We start from the raw sequence: 17,294 nt of genomic DNA on the forward strand, positions 1-17,294 counted from the left end.
TGTCAGCAGCTTTCGGTGTCGAGGGTCAGGGGCGACCATAGGAGCGGCAGGTAGGCCCTGAGCCAAAGGATGAGGGAAAAAGCCCAGCACAAGGCCGCGACGGCGTGCGGGCCGCCGGGCAGCGTCAAGTCGGGCAGGAATTCCGGTGCGATGCGCAGTATGACGGCAACCGCCATCAGCAGAAGGCCAAGCTTTGCGACCGCCGGGATACGCAAAGGCTGGCCGGTATGCAGCAACCCGGCAATGGAGAGCACGGCGAGCAGGCCGAGCCCCAGGCCGCCCATCGACATCATGTGCAGGGCGGCGATGAACGAGAGCGGCAGCCCGACCAGCGACAGTCCGCCGACGATGAGGCCGGCACCGGCAAACCCGCTCGACAGCGATAGGGTGGCAAGTTCTGCCCGCAGCGATTCTCGCCCGACAAAACCCTCGGCGACGCGATCGAGGAAGGCGGCGCCGGCCGCCACCATCAGATAGCCCCGCACCGGCCCGGACAGCCCGGCAATCTCCGCCACGAGCAGCAGACCGACGAGGCCCGGCGCAAGGTTGAGCCGGCCGGGATGCGGGCGATAGGGCGAGGTGACCTCGGTCGGATCCAGCACGAGATTGGTGACCGGGACGGTGATCCGCGACAGGGCGAGGCCGAGCAGGCCGAGAAAGGCGAAGGTGGCGAGCCGTATAGCAGTCTCGCCGATGTCGACATCGCCTTGCAGCATGGCGAGACGCAGCAACCCGGCGGCGACCGCCAGGGCGGACAGGAAGAGGATGAAACCGATCAGCCCGGCTGTCCGGCGGCGCCAGGAGAGATACAGCGCATAGGCGATGAGGAAGATCAGCCACGCCTGGTCGGCCAGTGCGGAGACGAGGATCAGCATCTCGGCTCCGGCAAGGCCGGCCAGGCGGGCTACGCCCCACAGTCCGGCAAGAACGACGAGCGGCCGGCCGTGAAGGCGCGGCGTATCTGTCCATTCGGGCAGGGCGGAGGTCAGGAAACCGATCAGCGCGGCGCCGAACGAGCCGATGATCATCTCCTGTGCGTGCCATTGAGCGGGCATCGTGGTGTTGGCAAAGGGCAGGTCGAAGCCCCAGACGACAGCCCAGAGCAAGGGCCAGAGTGCCGCATGCAGGGCGGCCAGCGGAAAGAACAGCCGCAAACCTTCGCCGGTCATGGCGTCGAGGCGACCGCGCCGGTCGATGGATGTTTCGAGAAGGGTGACCGTCACGCCAGGCTCCTTTCGTCGCAATCGTTGACATGGGCAAACAGCCGGTCCCCGGTCAGAAACGCCTGCACGGTTTCGAACACCATACGATCGTCGCGCATCCCTGGAGAGAGCGGCACCGTCCGGCTGCCGGCAATGCCACGGCCATGGCGCTCCAGCACGACAATGCGATGGGCGATGCGCACCGCCTCGGAGAGATCGTGCGTTATGAAGAGGCCCGATTGCCCGGTTGCCGCCACCGTGTCGATGACGATATCCTGCATCCGGCGCTTGAGCGCGACGTCAAGAGCCGTGAAGGGTTCGTCGAAAAAGACGAAATCCGGTTCCGCCACCAATGCGCGGGCGATGGCGGTGCGCTGGCGCATGCCGCCGGAAAGCTGCGAGGGGAATTTCTCCAGATCGCGGGCATCCAGAGCGACGCGGTCGGCGACGGCCAGAACCTTCTGCCGACAGACGGAACGTTTGAAATGGTGGCGCCTGAGCCCGAAGGCGATATTGTCGCCGGCCGTCGCCCACGGCATCAGCCGCGGCTCCTGGAAAATCACGGCATGGCCACGATAGCCGCGTGTGACATGCCCCTGGCGAGGTTCGAGAAGACCGGCAGCGATATGGGCAAGGGTGCTCTTGCCGGAACCGGACGGCCCGACCAGGGCGACGAGTTCACCGGCCTCGACCTCAAGAGCGATGGCGTCGAGCACCGTGCGCCCGAGAAAGGCATGACCGACATGATCGAGCCTCAACATGTTCACCGCTTCACTCCCCATGGCCGTGCGGCCTCGCGCCAGGTTTCAAATTCGGCCCGCAGCGGTTGCAGGATGCCATATTCGACGCTGATCAGGGCGGTGACGGATAACAGGATCCAGGCAAGGGCTGCCGCGACGTCGAGATTGGCGCGCGCCACCGCCAGTTCCTCGCCGACACCGCCGGCATTGGCGAGCAATTCGGCCATGATCGCCGCCTTGAACGCCGTGCCGAGAGCCATCACCAAGGCCGGAAACAGGGCGTGCAGCATCTGGCGCAAGGCGATCCGGATCAGGCGCGTCACCGGGTCGATGCCGGCGGCGCGGGCCATGTCGTCAAGGCCGCGGTCGCGACCGGCAATGCCTTCGGCAGCGCCGACGAAGACGATCGGCAGACAGGCGATCGCCGCTGTCGCGGTGACCGTGCCGGCGCCGTTGCCAAACCAGATCATCAATAGCACGATCCACGCGATCGGCGGCACGCCAAGCATCAGGGTGATCTGCGGGCGGGCGAGCCGCATCACGGCCGGATGATAGCCGGCCAGAACGCCGGCAAGCGTTCCGATCGTGGCGGCGGCACCAAATCCCATCAGCGCGCGGCCGGCCGTAGCGCCAACCAGCCACCAGGTCTGCGTGTCGGCCAGCAGGAGGGCCATGGTGGAAAGCGTCTCTGCCGGCGACGGCAGGATGAAGCTTCCATAGGCTTCATGGCCCAATTGCCAGGCTGCGGCGAAGACCGAAAGTCCGGCAAGGCCTGCCCAGGCCGACCAGAGGAAGCGTCCGGTCCGTCCCGCACGAACGGCAATCAGCGACATTGGCTTGTCCTCAGAGATAAAGCGTTTCGTCCGGCATCCTGCCGCCGATCATTTTCGGATTGTCCCGGGCTATGGCGAGAAACAAGGCGTCCAGGTCGGGTCGCGCGGCTTTTGCCCGTATGGCGACAAGATTGGAAAACGGAATTGCCTTTTCGATCACCGGCCAGGGCAGTTCCAGGGCGGAAGCGGCATGGCCTGCTGCCTCCGACGGATTAGCGATCACAGCGGCGGTGGCCTTTTCCAGGGCAATTAGCAGAGGTTCGACCTTGTCGGCGTGATCGGCGAGAAACCGTGCGTCGAGCGCAAGGCCTGCCTGCGGCATGACAGGGCCAAGACCGGTGACCTTGCCCCATTCGGGCTGCATGTCGATGGCCCGGAAAACGGTCTTGCCCGCGACCGCGGCTTTGACCATGGCCGCCGTGGCCGCCGGTTCCGGCACCAGCGCGATGTCGATGCGCCCGGTGAGCAGCATCTGGATAGCCTCGATCGGCGTGCCGGCCCGGTCGACCTCGACATCGGTGCCGGCCACCATGCCATAGTGGCCGAGCACGGCGTCGAACACCAGTTCCGGCGTATCGTTGGGGAAGGGCACGGTGATCTTGCGGCCCTTCAGATCGGCAATAGTCCGGATCGCCGGGTCGCTGGAAATGACGTAAAGAAGGCCGTTGGTCATTACACTGGCAAGCCTGACACCAAGCCCGCGGGTGTGCAGGTTGGCCGCCGCCGTCACCGGCATGACGACGACCTGCATCGACCCCGAGGTAAGGCCGGCCCGCATCTCGTCGGGCGTTCGCCACGCCTTGAAAGTGACCTTGTCGGCCACATCGCGTAGCAGACCGGCGCCGGCAGCGTAGGCAAGGGTGATCGAAGGTCCGGCCGGCGGGCCATAGAGGGTCAGTTCGGCAAGCGGTGCCGCCTCGGCGCGGCCGATCCAGGGAAGTGTCAGAGCGCCGGCCAGCCCCGCGCACACGGTGCGGCGCGACATCGTGGTGCCGGCGCCAAGGAGTGTCGACGGTCGGCGTGTGTCTCTGGTCATGATCCCATCCCCGCAATAAACATGATTTAATTGGTCATGTAATATGGTGGCAGCTGCCGTGCTTCTTTGCGCCAGAGCAAACAATCATGCGGACCGGTGGGGAAGACACGCCGGCATCGGCAGGGCTCAGGCAAGGATCTCCCGTCCTTCCGATTGGGCAGCCAGCAGTGCCTCGATCATCAGTTTTTCCGAGGAGACATGGCGGCGGACGCCTTCCAGGAAGCCGTGGAACATGTAGCGAAGGGTGTCGGCAGAAAGCTCGCACCGGTCCTCGGCGACAGCCATAAGCGTCTGGACCATTTCCTCGCAGGCCAGCGCATCGCAACGATGCTCCGCCTTCAGCCGCTCGATGACCATGGCGGCAAAGCGGGAACCGGCATTTCTGTCGAAGTCGGGAAACAGGACCTGCTCCTCAAGCAGATGGGCCTGCTTCAGCAGCGGGATCATGTCCCGTGCGACGTCGAGGCAATCGTCCTTGTCGACGTCGACGGGCAGGCTATCGGCAATCTCCTCGAGAGTGAGGCAAAGGCGCAGGAGCCCGTCGTGACTGCGCTCCAGCGTGGCAAGATTTCCGGCGTTCAGTTTTGCGTTCAAGGCAAGTCCTCCTTCAAGGCGGCAAAATCCCGGAATTGCCCGCTCCGCGGCAAAACCATGCCGCAGGTCGCAGCGCGTCTCTTTGCTCCGGCACAAACAATCCCGCGGCGCATCGATATCGGTGTGCCGCGGAACAAGGCGATGATCCGGCCGGGCCGCTTCAGAAGCGGCTTGTCACTCCGACATAGAAACCGCGGCCGTCTCCGGGAAGGAAGGCCGCCTGGTCTGGCGTTGCCTGATCGACGATCAGTGTCGACGAGGCATATCTCTCGTTGAACACATTGGTGATCTCGCCGAACAGCGACACATGATCGTTGATCCGGTATTCCGTCTTCAGATCGACCACCGCATAGGGATCGGCCCACAGCGTGTTCATGTTGTCGACCGGGGTCTTGTCCGGAACCCATTTCAGGCTGGTGCCAAGCGACCAGTCCTCGGTCGCCTGGTAGGAAAGGGAGGCATTGATGACGTGGCGAGGAGCGCCAGCCAGCTGGTTGTCGCCGCGCAATGGATCATCGCGGAACCGGAAATCCTGGTAGGTATAGGCAAGGCGTCCGGTCACGCCGTCGTAAAGGTCGGCCGTCAAGCCAAGCTCGATACCGAAATGCGTCGTCTGGTCGGCATTGATCGCACCCAGCGAGGCGCCCGTTGCGTCGCGCAGGCTGAGCAGTTCGTTGTCGATCCAGGCATAGTAGGTCGTGGCGTCCCAGCGCAGGACGCCATGGCTGCCCCGCCAGCCGACCTCTACCGTGGTGGCTGTCTGCGCCTCCAGATCCGGCGTCGAGAAGACCGCTGCCGGCAGGGTCGGATTGCCGGGCGCCGGGCGTCCGGGGCTGCTGTTCGGCGTGCCGTTGACGGTGGCGAGCAGATCGTCATGGGTCGGCGGCTCGAAACTCCGGCTGACGGCGGCAAACAGGATCTGGTCGGCGGCGGGCTCGAAGGTGAGCCCGAGGCTGGGGCTCCAGGCGTCGTAGCTGTAGTCGTAGTCGGTGCTGACCGTCGGAACGGCGCCGTCCGGCAGGCGGACCGTCGGATTGGCCGGATTGTAGGCGATCGTCGGCCGGGTCGCGGCCGAATAGGTGTCGTCGCTGCTGCGCGTCGCATGGGCATAGGATATCGCCGGCGACAGGGTCCAATTGGCCGAAAGCGGGATGTTGAAGCCGGAATGCAGTGAGAGCGTCGAGGCGTCGAGATCGTTCGAACCGAACAGGTCGCCGCGCGCGCCCGATTCGTTCAGGTAGTAGCGCCGCTCCGCCGAACCGATAGTGTACTGGGCTGTGGTTTCGAACAGCGGCAGCAGACGATCGGCATCCGGCGTATAGGCATACCGCAGCATCCCGGTGAGGTCGCCGCCAACCGTTTCGCGGATACCGGACGAGACGGGAAAGCGGAACGTGTCGTCGGTATAGGTATAGCCAAAGCCGATGTCGATCTGGTGGTCGCCGAGATCGACGGTGGTGCGCGAGCCGATGAGGTATTGGCTGGCATCGCGCCGCGGCCTGTCCCGCTCGACGTTCGGGCCGGGATTGATCACGCCGGCCGGCGTGACCAAGGGGCCCGAGGAGACCTGGGAAGGATCTTCTTCGAGTGCCTCTTTGTTGATCGGCCCGGAGACATCGAAGCCCAGATCCGTGTAGCTGAAGAACAGCCGCGTCGTCACCGCGTCGGACAGTTCCGCTTCAATATTGCCGCCGATCTCGACGCGGTCGGATGCGTTGTAATCGCGGAAACCGTCGCGGCGCGTCACATCGAAGTGAAGCGCGGCATCCAGGCCGTCGCCGTCATATCCCGTCCGACCCGACGTGCCGACCTGACCGAAACTGCCGGCGCCAACGGTGAGCTCGGTGCCCGGCATTGTCGCGGCCGTGGGAGACATGATGTTGATCGCCCCGCCCAGTACCATGGCGCCCAGCCGGTTTGCCATGTAGCCGCGATAGACCTCGATTGCCTCGGCAGCGCCCGGATTGGCAAAGCCGACGATATACGATCCGTCGGCCCTGTTGATCGGCAGGCCGTCGCGCAGCATCAGGATACCGCGCTCGACCGGATTCTGCTGCAGGCCTGAACCTCTGATCTGGACGCGCGGCTGGTCGTTCGCGCCGAAGAAATCCTGGACCACGACGCCGGGCACGCCTGCCAGGGCGTCCGACAGGGTCGGTGCGACCAGAGACCCGTAGTCCTGTTTCGACACCAGCGAGACACCGCCCGGCAGCAGCCAGAGCCGTTCTGCGATGACGCCGAGCGTTCCGTTCTCATCCGTCTGCACGACAATGGGGTCGAGCATCGTCGTGGCGCCGGGCGCTGCCGACTGAGCGAATGCCACACTGAGCGCCGTCGAAGACATCAAGACGGCGGTCGCCAGGAGTTTTTCAAGATGTGCGCGATGATCCGATCGCGGCCGGAACCTGGTCCGCCGCATGCCGTTACCCCATCTCCGAAACATTACGGGTTCCTTTCCCCCAAAGCAGTTATGGCGATGTCGCACTGACCGCGGGGTGGAAAGGAAGGGGTCAAGACCGCGTCCTCAGGCCTCGGGCACCGGCGACCGCCGACAGAGGGGATAGAGCGACCGGAAAGGTCTCGCGGAGACGCACTTGGAGGTAAATCTGCATTTCATGCGTATCGCATAGCCTGCTTTTCGACCGCCTTCTTTGTGCCAAGACAAATAGGATCCACCTAGAGTATCCGTATTTTTCAGAATCGGATCAGATTGAACTAAGCTGTTGATTATCGGGTGAGATTGACCCATTTTTTCATTTCGCGGTGATCCAACATAAATCGAAATATTTGTTTATATTCAGCTTGTTACGTCGGTTTAGATGGTGTGACGCCAGGTGAAAAAAACGGGTCAAATCGTGCTGAAATTCAACAGCAGATCTCTGCGACAGACACGCCGTCATCGCCTGCTTCAAAATGAACGCCTTCTGGGCGTCCAAGAACTTCGATGCCTTCATGCTTCCGCTCCTTTTTCCAGCCGGGAAATTGCCGCGGAAAACTCTAATTATGAACGGTCCAGTTTTTGGGGATCAGAGCACTCATCAACTCCGATCGGCGAATAATCTCGGATCAGCTCCGCACGATATCGTGCTACGCCAAACCGAAGAGAATTGAAGAAGGGAGCGGCCCATGCCAACCTCTCGGCACGATACCCATCCGGGGCTGCCGAGTCGATCCGCCGCTTCTGACAGCGTAAAGTGACCGCAGCCATGCATCAGATCAATTTGAAATCGCACCTGTTCGACGCGCTCTTTGCTGTCTGGACCGCATTGTTCGCCTTGGGGGTGCCGGTCTTCTGGCTAGTTGGGTCGCCGGGGAAGGCAATTAGGGCTGCAACCCGTGTGTGGGTGCGGGGGGTACTGTTCGCGCTGAAGCATGTTGCAAGACTGGACTATGTCGAAACTGGTCGTGACCTGATTCCGGCAGAACCCTGTCTTATCGTCTGCAATCATCAATCCACTTGGGAAACGATCGCGTTTCTGGTTCTCTTCCCTGACGTTGCAATTGTTGCGAAGCAGGAACTGCTGCGGATTCCGATCGTCAGCTGGTACTTGCGAAAATCACCGATGATCATCATCGATCGGGAGACCGGGTCCAAGGCACTGAAGATAATGCTGAACCAAAGTTGTGAAGCGCTCGTCGGCGGTCGCTCGGTTCTCCTATTTCCAGAGGGCACACGCATGAAGGAGCTGGAACCAATTCAGTTCAAACGGGGGGTGGAGCTGCTCTATGCAAAGCTGGGGGTGCCCGTGCTGCCCGTCGTGGTGAACTCTGGCAAGTACTGGGGACCTGGCCGATCGGGCAAGCGTAGCGGGACAATCACCGTATCATATCTGCCTCCGATCCCACCTGGGATGCCAGCCGAGTTGTTCGTTCGCAAGGCCGAGGCGCAGATGGAGGCAGAGCGATCGAGATTGATCTAATCAGGCGCTTGTCTGGATCTGCTCCATAAAGCCGGACAGGATCAGACTTCTGTCTGAAGGTGTAAGAACTTTTGCGGGGACTCAACAGAGCATGGAGCCTGGGATATTGGCGTCTGATGTTGGCATGGAACGCCCGAAGATCCAATTCGCTGGATGTTTGTGCGAGACCCGGTCTTTTGCAGTGAGGGGCCACGTCGGGACTGCACCGGGGGTCTCACGCTAGCGACTTGGGCCACGAAGGCCGAACCAATCGGAGTTGAAATGGACCTCCCGGATTTCTTTGCGGATGTTCCGACCATAACGATGCGCGATCCCGTAGCGGTTTTCCTTGATGCCTGGGAAAGGGGGGTGATAGCCTACACGTATGCCGATGTCGTGAAGCTTGCCGGCCACTCCATCGCGATCCGCGACCGCATTATATTGATTTGTCGTCAGATAGAGGTGTCATGTTGAATGATCGCATGCGGAAACTTCTGATCGATCAGGCTCAGACCGGGAGCCCCATAATCTATAAGGAACTTGCAAGTCGTCTGGGGCTGGCTCCGCCACAGATGATTCACCGTGTGACGCAGGAACTTGAAATCCTCATGGCGGCTGATGTCGCAGCGACCCGGCCTTTGCTAGCAACACTGTGCGTAAGCAGGTTAAACCGGGGTCTGCCCGCGAGGGGCTTTTTCGCAGTAGCCGAGATGCTGGGCGTCTTTTCAGGCGATCCTGAAGGCCCGGAGGCCCGTGCGTTCTATAATCAAGAGTTTCAACGGGTGCTCATCTTCTATCGCCGATCAGACGCCGGTGCCTGCGCTGGTCGGTTTCAACAACCCGACCCTACCGATAAACATTGATGGCAACCGCACCGGCGACGGTCCCTTCCAGGGAAACGAACGTTGCTGGGCCTTTCGGCATTCAAGCGTGGGGCGGTTTTTGCCACCATCGACTCTGGAGTCGAAAAGAAGTATTCTAAATATTACTTTTAAAGCGAGATTCCGCCACTTGAAGGTGCAACAGCGTCGCAGGTCTCAAAGCCGTGGCGATGTTGATCGTGTCTGTGTGTCCAGCAGGTTGAGCGACTTGCTCACATGCCGACCCTGCAGGCGGCATGGAGGTTTGGCAGGGACGTATCCATTCACGGGCGGTTCGATGGCCTGCAGGATGGGTTATTTTCGAAACTGGACTGCACAGTGAGCGCAGGAGGTTTGAACATGCTGGTGCGGATCAAGCGCATCTATGACGAACCCGAAGCGGAGGATGGCGAGCGTATTCTTGTCGATCGCCTTTGGCCACGCGGCTGCCGCAAGGAGAAAGCCAAACTGGATGCGTGGATGAAGGATGTCGCTCCTTCGGCGGAACTGCGACGGTGGTTCGACCACAAACCGGAACGGTGGGCGAAGTTTAAGGAGCGCTACCAGGCGGAATTGAAGGATAACCCGGCCCTTGATGGCCTGAGAGAACGTGCGGCGACCAAGACCGTCACGCTACTCTACGGCTCGAGCAACCGGAACCTCAACCAGGCCGTGGTGCTTGCCGAGTTTTTGGCTGATCGTTGCTAGTCCGCTCCTGCCGCAGCAACACGCAAGCCCTCCCTCAGCCGCCGCAGAAGGGACGGATCAGCTTTCTCGGAAGAGACTAGATAGGCCGGATAGGCAAAGGCCGGACTGTCGGGAACGATCTGCAAACGTCCATCCTCGAGGTGCCGCCGTATGAAGCCCTCGCGAAAGTATCCGGCGCCGCCGACTGCAAGGACGTAGTCAAGTGCGAGCGGGCCGTATCCGATGGAGACGGCCGGGCTTACGCTTTCAGGAAAAGTGGCACGAAGACTTGCAGCAAAGTCGGCACCCCAGTCAATTCCGATGAATTCCTTGCTGCCTGTCTGAGCCGGCGTTTGTGCAAACACCAGACGCTCCTCAAACAGCAGTTCGGCGACCAGTCCGGGCCGGCGGGGAGCACCGTAGATGACGGCGGCGTCGAGCCCGCCCTCCTGCATCACCGCCAGCAGATGCTCGCCCGTGTCGATCGCGGTGCGCACGGCAATATCCGGGCATTCGCGGCGCATCCAGAGGAGCCACTGGGAGAGCAAGGGGCTCCACAGGCTGAGTTCTGCGCCGAGGCTCACCAGAACCGATCGGCCCGGTGGAAGCGCCACGACATCCCGGGCTGTTTCCCAGACGCGAACCAGGCTTGAGGCGAAGGGGAGGAATTTCTCGCCAGCCGAAGTGAGCCTGGCACCAGCCTTGTTACGCACAAATACAGGACGCTCCAGTTGTTCCTCCAGGACGCGGATACGAGCACTCACCGCCGTCTGCGAAATGTTGAGTGCCTCCGCGGCTCCGACAAAGGTGCCGGCTTTCACGACTTCCAGGAATGTACGAGCGATTGCATGGTCCATGAGCTCTTGTCCGACGGAAATAAAAGCAAGAAAATTGCGGTTAAACTGCAATAGATTTCATTTGTCACAACTAATCAATCCGACCATCATTGCGGCTAGAATATGAGGAGCAGCAATAATGTCCGAGCGAAGGCCGGCTGAATTCCACCCGGAAACGATCGCCGCGGCATATGGTGTTGCCAGCGATACCGCTTTTGGCGCGGTGGCGCCGCCTCTTTACCTTTCCAGCACCTACGAGTTTGCCGGTTTCGAGGAGCCCCGTACCTACGATTATGGCCGTGTCGGCAATCCCACCCGGGATCTCCTGGCCGAGGCGATCGCCAAACTGGAGGGTGGCGCGGGTGCGGTAGTGACACCGAGCGGCATGGCGGCGCTTGATCTTCTCATCGGTCGCCTCGCGGTTGGAAGCTTGGTCCTGGCGCCACACGATTGCTATGGCGGCACGATGCGGCTGTTGAACGCGCGCGCGCAACTCGGCCAGATCCGGCGCGCGCTGGTGGATCAGTCCGATATGGAGGCCTTTGAGGCGCAGCTTCGGGATCATCCGGCACTTGTCTTGATCGAGACCCCGAGCAACCCGCTTCTGCGGGTCGTTGATATCGCCATGCTTTCTGCCCGCGCAAGGAATGCAGGGGCGCGGGTGGTGGTCGACAATACCTTTCTGTCTCCTGCGCGGCAGCAACCACTGTCGCTTGGCGCGGATTATGTCCTGCACTCGACGACGAAATTTCTCAACGGCCATTCCGACGTGATTGCCGGTGCCGTGATTGCCGCAGAGGCGCAGGAGGTGAAGGCTTTGAAGCAGTGGGCCAATGTTACTGGTGCGATCGCCGCGCCGTTCGATTGTTGGTTGACGCTGCGGGGCCTTCGAACGCTATTCGCGCGCATGGCGGCTCAGGAACGCAATGCCATGCTGATCGCAGAACGGCTGCGGATCCATCCTGCGGTCGCTCGCGTGCATTATCCGGGTCTTGTCGATCATCCCGATCATGTCCTCGCCTGTCGGCAGCAGAGCGGTTTCGGCGCGATGATGAGCTTCGAGCTCGTGGGCGACGTTCCCGCCGTGAAGCGCTTCGTGCGCGCGGTGCGCGGTTTTACGCTGGCCGAGTCTCTTGGCGGTGTTGAGAGCCTGGTGGCCCATCCCGCGACGATGACCCATGCTGACATGGGGCCGGAAGCACGGGCCAATGCCGGCATTTGCGATGGACTTCTTCGGCTTTCGGTCGGCCTTGAACATATTGATGACCTTGTTGCGGGGCTTGAGGCCGGCCTGCAGGCAGCAGAAGGCTGATAGGAGGATGCTTGATGGTTGACGACGACGCTCCACGCTCCTTTGCCTCACCGGCTTGCTTCCTGCACGAGGTTGATCCTGTTTACGCGGGTTTGGCCAATCCACCGGACTTGACCGCCTGGGCAGACGTCAAGCTCTGGCGCACGAACGAGCGTCGCCGGTTGATTGCGGAGCGTCTGGCGGTCCCTGCCGAGGTTCGCATTGCGGCTGCAGAATCCATCGCGGCCTTGGTCCTAGCCGAGATCGGCAATGTCGAGGGCCGTATCGTCAGCGCCTATTGGCCATTCCGAGGGGAGCCTGACCTTCGTCCGCTGATGCAGGAGATCGTCAGGCAGGGAGGCCGTACGGCTTTGCCCGTGGTGATCGAAAAGGGACTACCGCTGGAATTCCATTTCTGGAAGGCGGGCCAGGCATTGTCGCGAGGGGTCTGGGGGATACCGGTTCCGGCCGAAAAGCGACCCTGCATTCCTGATGTGGTGATCGCGCCAGTCGTCGGCTACGATCATGGATGTTATCGGCTCGGCTATGGTGGAGGCTTCTTCGACAGGACCTTGGCTGCGACGCAAGCCAGGCCTCAAGTGGTCGGCGCCGGCTACAGCGCAGGCCGGCTTTCGACGATCTACCCGCAAAAGCATGACCTTCCCATGGACATGGTCGTGACGGAGTCTGGAATAGCGCGACGCTAGCTGGTCGTCTTTCCGATCGTGCCTATGCCAGCGGTCGCGTCAGAAGAAACGTGCCATTAGGGGGCGGATCGACGTGGCGGTCAACTGGCCAAGAAGTCGCTCCGACCGAACAACAACATACGAACCGTTGGTTCAATACGACGAACTTTAGGCAAGAGAGATGGCGAGATTGGGCCCCACCAGCGCGCTATTCATTGAGCGCCATCTCGTCCCGGAGCTTAAGGCCTGGCGGGGAGAGATGTCCTTGGCTGGTGTTTTCTGGGTCTATGGTATCTTTGTGAGCGCCGAGCTCGCGATGCTGCATGTGATCGCCCTCTATCTCGACCAACTCTGGGTTCAGCAAGCTGCTATCCTTGCTTTTGCGCTATATACGCCCTGGATCCTTGTCGCCATCTGGCGCTGCGCCGGAAATGCCGCACCCTTCTGGGCCACCATGGTCAGGTGGCTGAACGTGGCTTGGGCTCTGAACACCGCATTCATCTTGCTGTTTCTGCAGTTCGATCTGCTGTTGCGCTATGCGCAAGGATAGGCAGGTCACAGGGAAGGCCGCTGCCCCATGTTGGTCGAACCTGAAAATGTGGCCGTTTCAACTCGGGTGGCCTCTACAGCCAAGGGCGCGACTGCGTGAACGAGCTATCCCTTGCGCCATCTGTTCGGAGCGATCATTGTGCGGCATCGGAAACTCTGTCGATCTGATACACGATCGACATTGCGTATTGGCCCAAAGATCTGAGCGCAAGACAGGCATCGTAGCGTATAGTCCCCGTGACTAATGGCGCAGGAGTGGCGGAAATGGCAATGCAACACGTCCGGCCTGGTGAAGTTTTCGATCTGGCACCATCGAGTTCGAGCCCAGGGAATGAGTTCTCAGTCGCGATCGTCAAGACGAAGATGTTCGAAGCTGTGCGTCTCGTCGTTCTTTCCGGAACCTCTATAAAGGAACACAAGTTCGACGGTCCCATTATGCTGCAATGTCTGGAGGGACGTGTTTTGCTTGGCCTATCCGAGTGCACGCGCGAACTCTCGGATGGCCACTGGCTCTATCTTGACGGCGGCACCCCTCACTCGATCAGAGGAATTCAGGACGCGACTTTGCTGCTGACGATACTGTTCTCCCATCAGGACCGGACCATCGCCGGGCAAATCACCTGCTCACAAGACCGCAACCCGACGGTTACGGCGTCGTGACTGCGAGAATAGAACGCCAGGTGTCCCTTGGGCGAAGCACCAGGGAACTGGAAAAGGGAGGATGTATTGAGAGTTGACAGCATACTGCAAGTGGCGCAAGAGCGGCTCGCCACCATCGGTGACGATGCTCTGTTGATAGACGCCGCCAGATTGTTGAACGGTCCACAGTTCAATCTCGTTGTCGTCTGCGATGGCAGCGGGAAGGCGGTCGGTGTAATCACCAAGACCGACGTGGTCAGCAGGATCAGCTATTGCACTGGATGCAGTTGCTCAATGCCGGCGACCCAGGTGATGACGACGGACATTGTGTCTTGCCGACCAAGCGATCTACTGAGCGATGTATGGTCTGCACTTAAGGTGCGTGGCTTGAAAAACGTTCCGGTTTTGGATCACCAGTCGGCACCGATTGGTGTTGCAAATGCGAGGGACGTGCTTCAATCGCTACTGCAAGATGTCGAATATGAAGAGAAGATGCTTCATGATTACGTGATGGGTGTTGGGTATAGATAGAGGATATATGCCGCGTAGTCGGTGGTTCAAATGTTGGTCTGGATGTATCTCCGGGGCTCCCCGCTTTTTCGCTGAAGTCACTCCTGAGCCAGAGTCGGCCATATTGGCGCGCATCGCCGCGTCCTCTGCCGTAACCGCCTCCATCTGAGAACAATTGGCTGAACAACACGATGGGGTCAGCCGGCGCGCAACATGGTGATCGCAGCGGCTGCGCGGAGGATCAAAGAGGCGGATGTTGCGGCAATACTTTGTCTGGCTGTTCTGGCCGCCTTCAAACTCCAATGCTCGGTATTGCCCTCACTGCCGCTCAAGGATCAATGATGCTGGCGATATCGTGATCGCCGCAATTCGGCAGAATACGTCTGCGAGTTCTTCAGGAGATCGCTTCCCTCGGCGCATTCAGGCGGGATCCCCAGTCCTCCACCTCACCGCTTTGCAGACGGCGCTCGGCCAGATTGCGCCAGCTTTCCGGGAGCCCGGAAAGGGCGGCAAAAGCGGTCAGAGCCGGGCGATTGAGCTTGTCGTTGTAGAATAGATCGGTGACCCGCGTCAGTGGCCAGTCAGGTGCGGGACGTTCCTCAAGTGAAGCATGGTCGCCCGCCTTGATCTGGTCCGGTTCTACGACGCGGAAATACCAGCCGGTGCGACCAGTCGTCTGCACCCGACGCGCCATGTCGGGCACCTCAAAGCGTATATTCAGTTTCCAGCAGGGCTGCCTGCCTTGGGAGACTTCCAGCAGTGTTGACCCAATCCGCCAGCGGTCTCCCAGACAAAGGTCAGCCTCGGTCGCGCCTTCGACCACCAGGTTTTCTCCGAAGCCGCCGGTTCGGAATTGATCTGCGGCTTCCGGAAGGTCCTGCGCCCATTTGGGATAGTGTGTTGCGCTATAGGCATGGATTGCCTTATCTGCACCGCCGTGATGGCGAAGATCCGCCTGTTCGTCACCTACCAGACCTAGCGCACTTGCCAGCAGCGGAGTTGTGACGGAGTGTTTGTCGATCGCCGACCGTGCTGTTCCTGGTCCAAAGGGCTTCGCTCGACCTATTCTGACTTCAGCAATCGCAAACTGCCTTATCCGAGTGGGCAATTCCGTCTCTCCGGTCATGTGTAATCTCACAGTCGGTTTTGCAGAAACCTGCATTTGAGTTCTTTGCGTGAAGACAAAGACCCTGCTCTCAACTGCTGCATTGTAGCCGCTGACCTGTGGTAGGGAAACTAAAACAAATGACATCGGCAAATGGAAAGAAATCCGTCGTGGACGCATCTTCGGGTGAGCGCTGCTCTGACTGGGATCCCCGCAGCGCCGAGGTGCAGATCGACCAGATCCATGCCTATGATCATATGCGCAAAACCTGTCCGGTCGCCTACAGCGACTATCTCGGTTGGTCCCTTTTCCGCCATGCCGATATTTTGCAGGTTCTCACCGATCACGAAACGTTCAGCAATGTTGTTTCACAGCACCCCTCGGTGCCCAACGGCATGGATCCTCCGCAACACACCGTCTATCGGCGGATGATCGATCCCTATTTCACCCAGGAACGGGTCGAAGCCTTCGAGCCCGAGTGTCGGCGGATAGCCGGCGATCTTCTCAAGGCGCTCAGGGACGCCCCATCCTTCGAGGCAATTGGCCTCCTTGCCGAGCCCTATGCCGTCCGCATCCAATGTAGCTTTCTCGGCTGGCCGCCGTTGCTGTATGAACCATTGCTTCAATGGGTGCACAAGAATCGCGAAGCGATGCGCGCCCGCGATACTGATGTCATGGCAGCCATAGCCCTGGAGTTCGACGGGCATATCCGTTCCCAGCTAGAATGGCGGGAAGAGGCCGGTGACGCCGCGCCGGACGACATCACCACCAGCCTCGTCCGTCAGACGATAGACGGCAAGCGGCTCGAGCATGGCGAAATCGTGAGTATCCTGCGCAATTGGACGGTGGGTGAACTGGGTACCATTGCGGCTTGTGTGGGAATCGTCGTGCATTTTCTTGCCGAAAACCCTGAGATTCAGACCCGGCTGCGCTTCGACCGGTCTGACCTTTCGCTGGCCATCGAGGAAATCCTGCGTCTGCACGGACCGTTGATTTCGAATCGGCGAACGGCACTACGGCCCGTGATGATCCGCGGGCGTCGGATCGAAGCTGGGGAACGGATGACGGTGATCTGGGCTTCGGCCAATCGCGACGCCCGGGTCTTCGAGGCTGCCGATCAGTATTGCCCCGAACGCGACCAGACACCAAACCTGCTTTACGGCGCGGGCATCCACATTTGTCCGGGTGCTGCTCTGGCGAGAATGCAGCTGAGGGTCATGATCGATGAACTGCTGCGCGCGATTGGGCCATTTTCGCAGGTGGCCGGCGACGGGCCTTTGCGGGCCGTCTATCCCGCAAGTGGCTTCGTGTCGGTTCTCCTGCAGTTTGACAGCTAGGAGCGCGCGAAGGGTCGTGTTGCTTTGCCTGCTCTGGATCAAAAGCGGCGGGGATCTCGCTATGTTCAACCTGAAATATCTGCATAAGTGGAGAGAAAGATGGGTATCGTCAAAAGGGTCGCCGCGAGGCTGGAGCGGCAGTCGCATCTGATGAGCGTGATGATGGAACGGCTGGGGGTCCATCCAGAGTTGGCCGGACAGGAGCAGTTCGGACTGAGCTTGGCGCGAGCGGTGAGAACTTGCCTTTTCTGTCGCCGCAGCGACGCCTGTGAAGCATGGCTTTCGCATTGCGATGGCCTACCGAAAGCGGGACCGGAATTCTGTGGCAACCGGCGCTTCTTCGGCGCCCACAACTTAGGGATGCCCCAGAACAAGCGTGATCAAAGGTCAGCTCCCCTGGATTCTAGGCCGGGCACCGCCGCACCGCTGGCCCGAAACGGGACGCGAGACGGCGGCTAGTCAATGTCTCTCGCGTCCCGCAAGGGTTCTG

19 protein-coding genes are annotated in these 17,294 nt (G+C 60.7%); 11 read left to right on the plus strand and 8 right to left on the minus strand.

The window, feature by feature from the left end:
- Positions 1–2: 2 nt before the first annotated feature.
- The 6 genes from RNA01_RS17085 to RNA01_RS17110 all read right to left on the minus strand — a co-directional run bounded on the left by RNA01_RS17085 (position 3) and on the right by RNA01_RS17110 (position 6,749).
- Entirely contained in the window at positions 3–1,223 is a 1,221-nt protein-coding gene (locus RNA01_RS17085) for an NnrS family protein (protein ID WP_235916716.1), read from the minus strand.
- Entirely contained in the window at positions 1,220–1,963 is a 744-nt protein-coding gene (locus RNA01_RS17090; protein WP_235916730.1) for an ABC transporter ATP-binding protein, read from the minus strand. The genes RNA01_RS17085 and RNA01_RS17090 overlap by 4 nt, the downstream gene beginning before the upstream one ends.
- Before the next feature lie 2 nt (positions 1,964–1,965).
- The gene (locus RNA01_RS17095) at positions 1,966–2,775 is read right to left on the minus strand and encodes an ABC transporter permease (RefSeq protein ID WP_147181427.1); all 810 of its coding nucleotides are present in this window, start codon (positions 2,773–2,775) and stop codon (positions 1,966–1,968) included.
- 10 nt (positions 2,776–2,785) lie between these two features.
- A complete protein-coding gene (locus tag RNA01_RS17100; protein WP_147181428.1) occupies positions 2,786–3,811 on the minus strand; it encodes an ABC transporter substrate-binding protein in 1,026 nt (341 codons plus the stop codon).
- Positions 3,812–3,937: 126 nt separating this feature from the next.
- The gene (locus tag RNA01_RS17105; RefSeq protein ID WP_235916718.1) at positions 3,938–4,405 is read right to left on the minus strand and encodes a hemerythrin domain-containing protein; all 468 of its coding nucleotides are present in this window, start codon (positions 4,403–4,405) and stop codon (positions 3,938–3,940) included.
- Between the two features lie 160 nt (positions 4,406–4,565).
- Complete coding sequence (locus tag RNA01_RS17110) at positions 4,566–6,749, minus strand: TonB-dependent receptor family protein (RefSeq protein WP_235916733.1); 2,184 nt, start codon at positions 6,747–6,749, stop codon at positions 4,566–4,568.
- A gap of 862 nt (positions 6,750–7,611) precedes the next feature.
- Between RNA01_RS17110 and RNA01_RS17115 the strand changes: the two genes are divergently transcribed.
- From RNA01_RS17115 to RNA01_RS17130, 4 genes are all read left to right on the plus strand, one after another.
- Positions 7,612–8,325: a lysophospholipid acyltransferase family protein gene (locus RNA01_RS17115; protein WP_147181429.1), complete on the plus strand. Its 714-nt coding sequence runs from the start codon at positions 7,612–7,614 to the stop codon at positions 8,323–8,325.
- A 261-nt stretch (positions 8,326–8,586) separates the two neighbouring features.
- Positions 8,587–8,778 carry a hypothetical protein gene (locus RNA01_RS17120; RefSeq protein ID WP_147181430.1) on the plus strand — a complete coding sequence of 64 codons (192 nt, stop codon included), beginning with the start codon at positions 8,587–8,589 and terminating at the stop codon, positions 8,776–8,778.
- A complete protein-coding gene (locus RNA01_RS17125; RefSeq protein WP_147181431.1) occupies positions 8,772–9,167 on the plus strand; it encodes a hypothetical protein in 396 nt (131 codons plus the stop codon). Before RNA01_RS17120 ends, RNA01_RS17125 begins: the two co-directional genes overlap by 7 nt.
- A gap of 357 nt (positions 9,168–9,524) precedes the next feature.
- The gene (locus RNA01_RS17130; protein ID WP_147181473.1) at positions 9,525–9,872 is read left to right on the plus strand and encodes a DUF488 domain-containing protein; all 348 of its coding nucleotides are present in this window, start codon (positions 9,525–9,527) and stop codon (positions 9,870–9,872) included.
- On the opposite strand, the gene RNA01_RS17135 is transcribed toward RNA01_RS17130, so the two are convergent.
- The gene (locus RNA01_RS17135; RefSeq protein ID WP_147181432.1) at positions 9,869–10,708 is read right to left on the minus strand and encodes a LysR family transcriptional regulator; all 840 of its coding nucleotides are present in this window, start codon (positions 10,706–10,708) and stop codon (positions 9,869–9,871) included. The genes RNA01_RS17130 and RNA01_RS17135 overlap by 4 nt on opposite strands.
- A gap of 118 nt (positions 10,709–10,826) precedes the next feature.
- On the opposite strand from RNA01_RS17135, the gene metB reads away from it, so the two are divergent.
- The 5 genes from metB (at position 10,827) to RNA01_RS17160 (ending at position 14,383) form a co-directional block, all read left to right on the plus strand.
- The gene (gene metB / locus RNA01_RS17140) at positions 10,827–11,999 is read left to right on the plus strand and encodes a cystathionine gamma-synthase (RefSeq protein ID WP_147181433.1); all 1,173 of its coding nucleotides are present in this window, start codon (positions 10,827–10,829) and stop codon (positions 11,997–11,999) included.
- A gap of 14 nt (positions 12,000–12,013) precedes the next feature.
- Positions 12,014–12,685 (plus strand): 5-formyltetrahydrofolate cyclo-ligase, encoded by a 672-nt coding sequence (locus RNA01_RS17145; RefSeq protein ID WP_147181434.1) that lies wholly within the window; start codon positions 12,014–12,016, stop codon positions 12,683–12,685.
- Between the two features lie 244 nt (positions 12,686–12,929).
- Complete coding sequence (locus RNA01_RS17150) at positions 12,930–13,214, plus strand: hypothetical protein (RefSeq protein WP_147181435.1); 285 nt, start codon at positions 12,930–12,932, stop codon at positions 13,212–13,214.
- Between the two features lie 263 nt (positions 13,215–13,477).
- On the plus strand, positions 13,478–13,873 hold the full coding sequence (locus RNA01_RS17155; RefSeq protein WP_210245770.1) for a cupin domain-containing protein: 396 nt from the start codon (positions 13,478–13,480) through the stop codon (positions 13,871–13,873).
- Between the two features lie 66 nt (positions 13,874–13,939).
- Positions 13,940–14,383, plus strand: a complete 444-nt coding sequence (locus RNA01_RS17160; protein WP_147181436.1) for a CBS domain-containing protein — start codon at positions 13,940–13,942, stop codon at positions 14,381–14,383.
- Positions 14,384–14,756: 373 nt separating this feature from the next.
- Here RNA01_RS17160 and RNA01_RS17165 read toward each other — a convergent pair whose 3' ends face one another.
- Positions 14,757–15,458 carry an MOSC domain-containing protein gene (locus RNA01_RS17165; protein WP_112626687.1) on the minus strand — a complete coding sequence of 234 codons (702 nt, stop codon included), beginning with the start codon at positions 15,456–15,458 and terminating at the stop codon, positions 14,757–14,759.
- A gap of 149 nt (positions 15,459–15,607) precedes the next feature.
- Here RNA01_RS17165 and RNA01_RS17170 point away from each other — a divergent pair, with 149 nt between their 5' ends.
- Both RNA01_RS17170 and RNA01_RS24460 read left to right on the plus strand, forming a co-directional pair.
- Entirely contained in the window at positions 15,608–16,804 is a 1,197-nt protein-coding gene (locus RNA01_RS17170) for a cytochrome P450 (RefSeq protein ID WP_147181437.1), read from the plus strand.
- Positions 16,805–16,903: 99 nt separating this feature from the next.
- Positions 16,904–17,263 (plus strand): DUF6455 family protein, encoded by a 360-nt coding sequence (locus RNA01_RS24460; RefSeq protein ID WP_349816303.1) that lies wholly within the window; start codon positions 16,904–16,906, stop codon positions 17,261–17,263.
- Positions 17,264–17,294: the final 31 nt, after the last annotated feature.

The sequence above is a fragment of the Paenirhizobium naphthalenivorans genome (genome assembly GCF_007992095.1).
GTDB classification, from domain to species: Bacteria; Pseudomonadota; Alphaproteobacteria; order Rhizobiales; family Rhizobiaceae; genus Allorhizobium; species Allorhizobium naphthalenivorans.

Excerpts from the sequence above, each read along its gene's own strand:
- RNA01_RS17090 (WP_235916730.1), bottom strand. The coding sequence starts at position 1,963 with ATGTTGAGGCTCGATCATGTCGGTCATGCCTTTCTCGGGCGCACGGTG.
- RNA01_RS17095 (WP_147181427.1), bottom strand. The coding sequence starts at position 2,775 with ATGTCGCTGATTGCCGTTCGTGCGGGACGGACCGGACGCTTCCTCTGG.
- RNA01_RS17100 (WP_147181428.1), bottom strand. The coding sequence starts at position 3,811 with ATGACCAGAGACACACGCCGACCGTCGACACTCCTTGGCGCCGGCACC.
- RNA01_RS17110 (WP_235916733.1), bottom strand. The coding sequence starts at position 6,749 with ATGTCTTCGACGGCGCTCAGTGTGGCATTCGCTCAGTCGGCAGCGCCC.
- RNA01_RS17115 (WP_147181429.1), top strand. The coding sequence starts at position 7,612 with ATGCATCAGATCAATTTGAAATCGCACCTGTTCGACGCGCTCTTTGCT.
- RNA01_RS17120 (WP_147181430.1), top strand. The coding sequence starts at position 8,587 with ATGGACCTCCCGGATTTCTTTGCGGATGTTCCGACCATAACGATGCGC.
- RNA01_RS17125 (WP_147181431.1), top strand. The coding sequence starts at position 8,772 with ATGTTGAATGATCGCATGCGGAAACTTCTGATCGATCAGGCTCAGACC.
- RNA01_RS17130 (WP_147181473.1), top strand. The coding sequence starts at position 9,525 with ATGCTGGTGCGGATCAAGCGCATCTATGACGAACCCGAAGCGGAGGAT.
- RNA01_RS17135 (WP_147181432.1), bottom strand. The coding sequence starts at position 10,708 with ATGGACCATGCAATCGCTCGTACATTCCTGGAAGTCGTGAAAGCCGGC.
- metB (WP_147181433.1), top strand. The coding sequence starts at position 10,827 with ATGTCCGAGCGAAGGCCGGCTGAATTCCACCCGGAAACGATCGCCGCG.
- RNA01_RS17145 (WP_147181434.1), top strand. The coding sequence starts at position 12,014 with ATGGTTGACGACGACGCTCCACGCTCCTTTGCCTCACCGGCTTGCTTC.
- RNA01_RS17155 (WP_210245770.1), top strand. The coding sequence starts at position 13,478 with ATGGCAATGCAACACGTCCGGCCTGGTGAAGTTTTCGATCTGGCACCA.
- RNA01_RS17170 (WP_147181437.1), top strand. The coding sequence starts at position 15,608 with ATGACATCGGCAAATGGAAAGAAATCCGTCGTGGACGCATCTTCGGGT.
- RNA01_RS24460 (WP_349816303.1), top strand. The coding sequence starts at position 16,904 with ATGGGTATCGTCAAAAGGGTCGCCGCGAGGCTGGAGCGGCAGTCGCAT.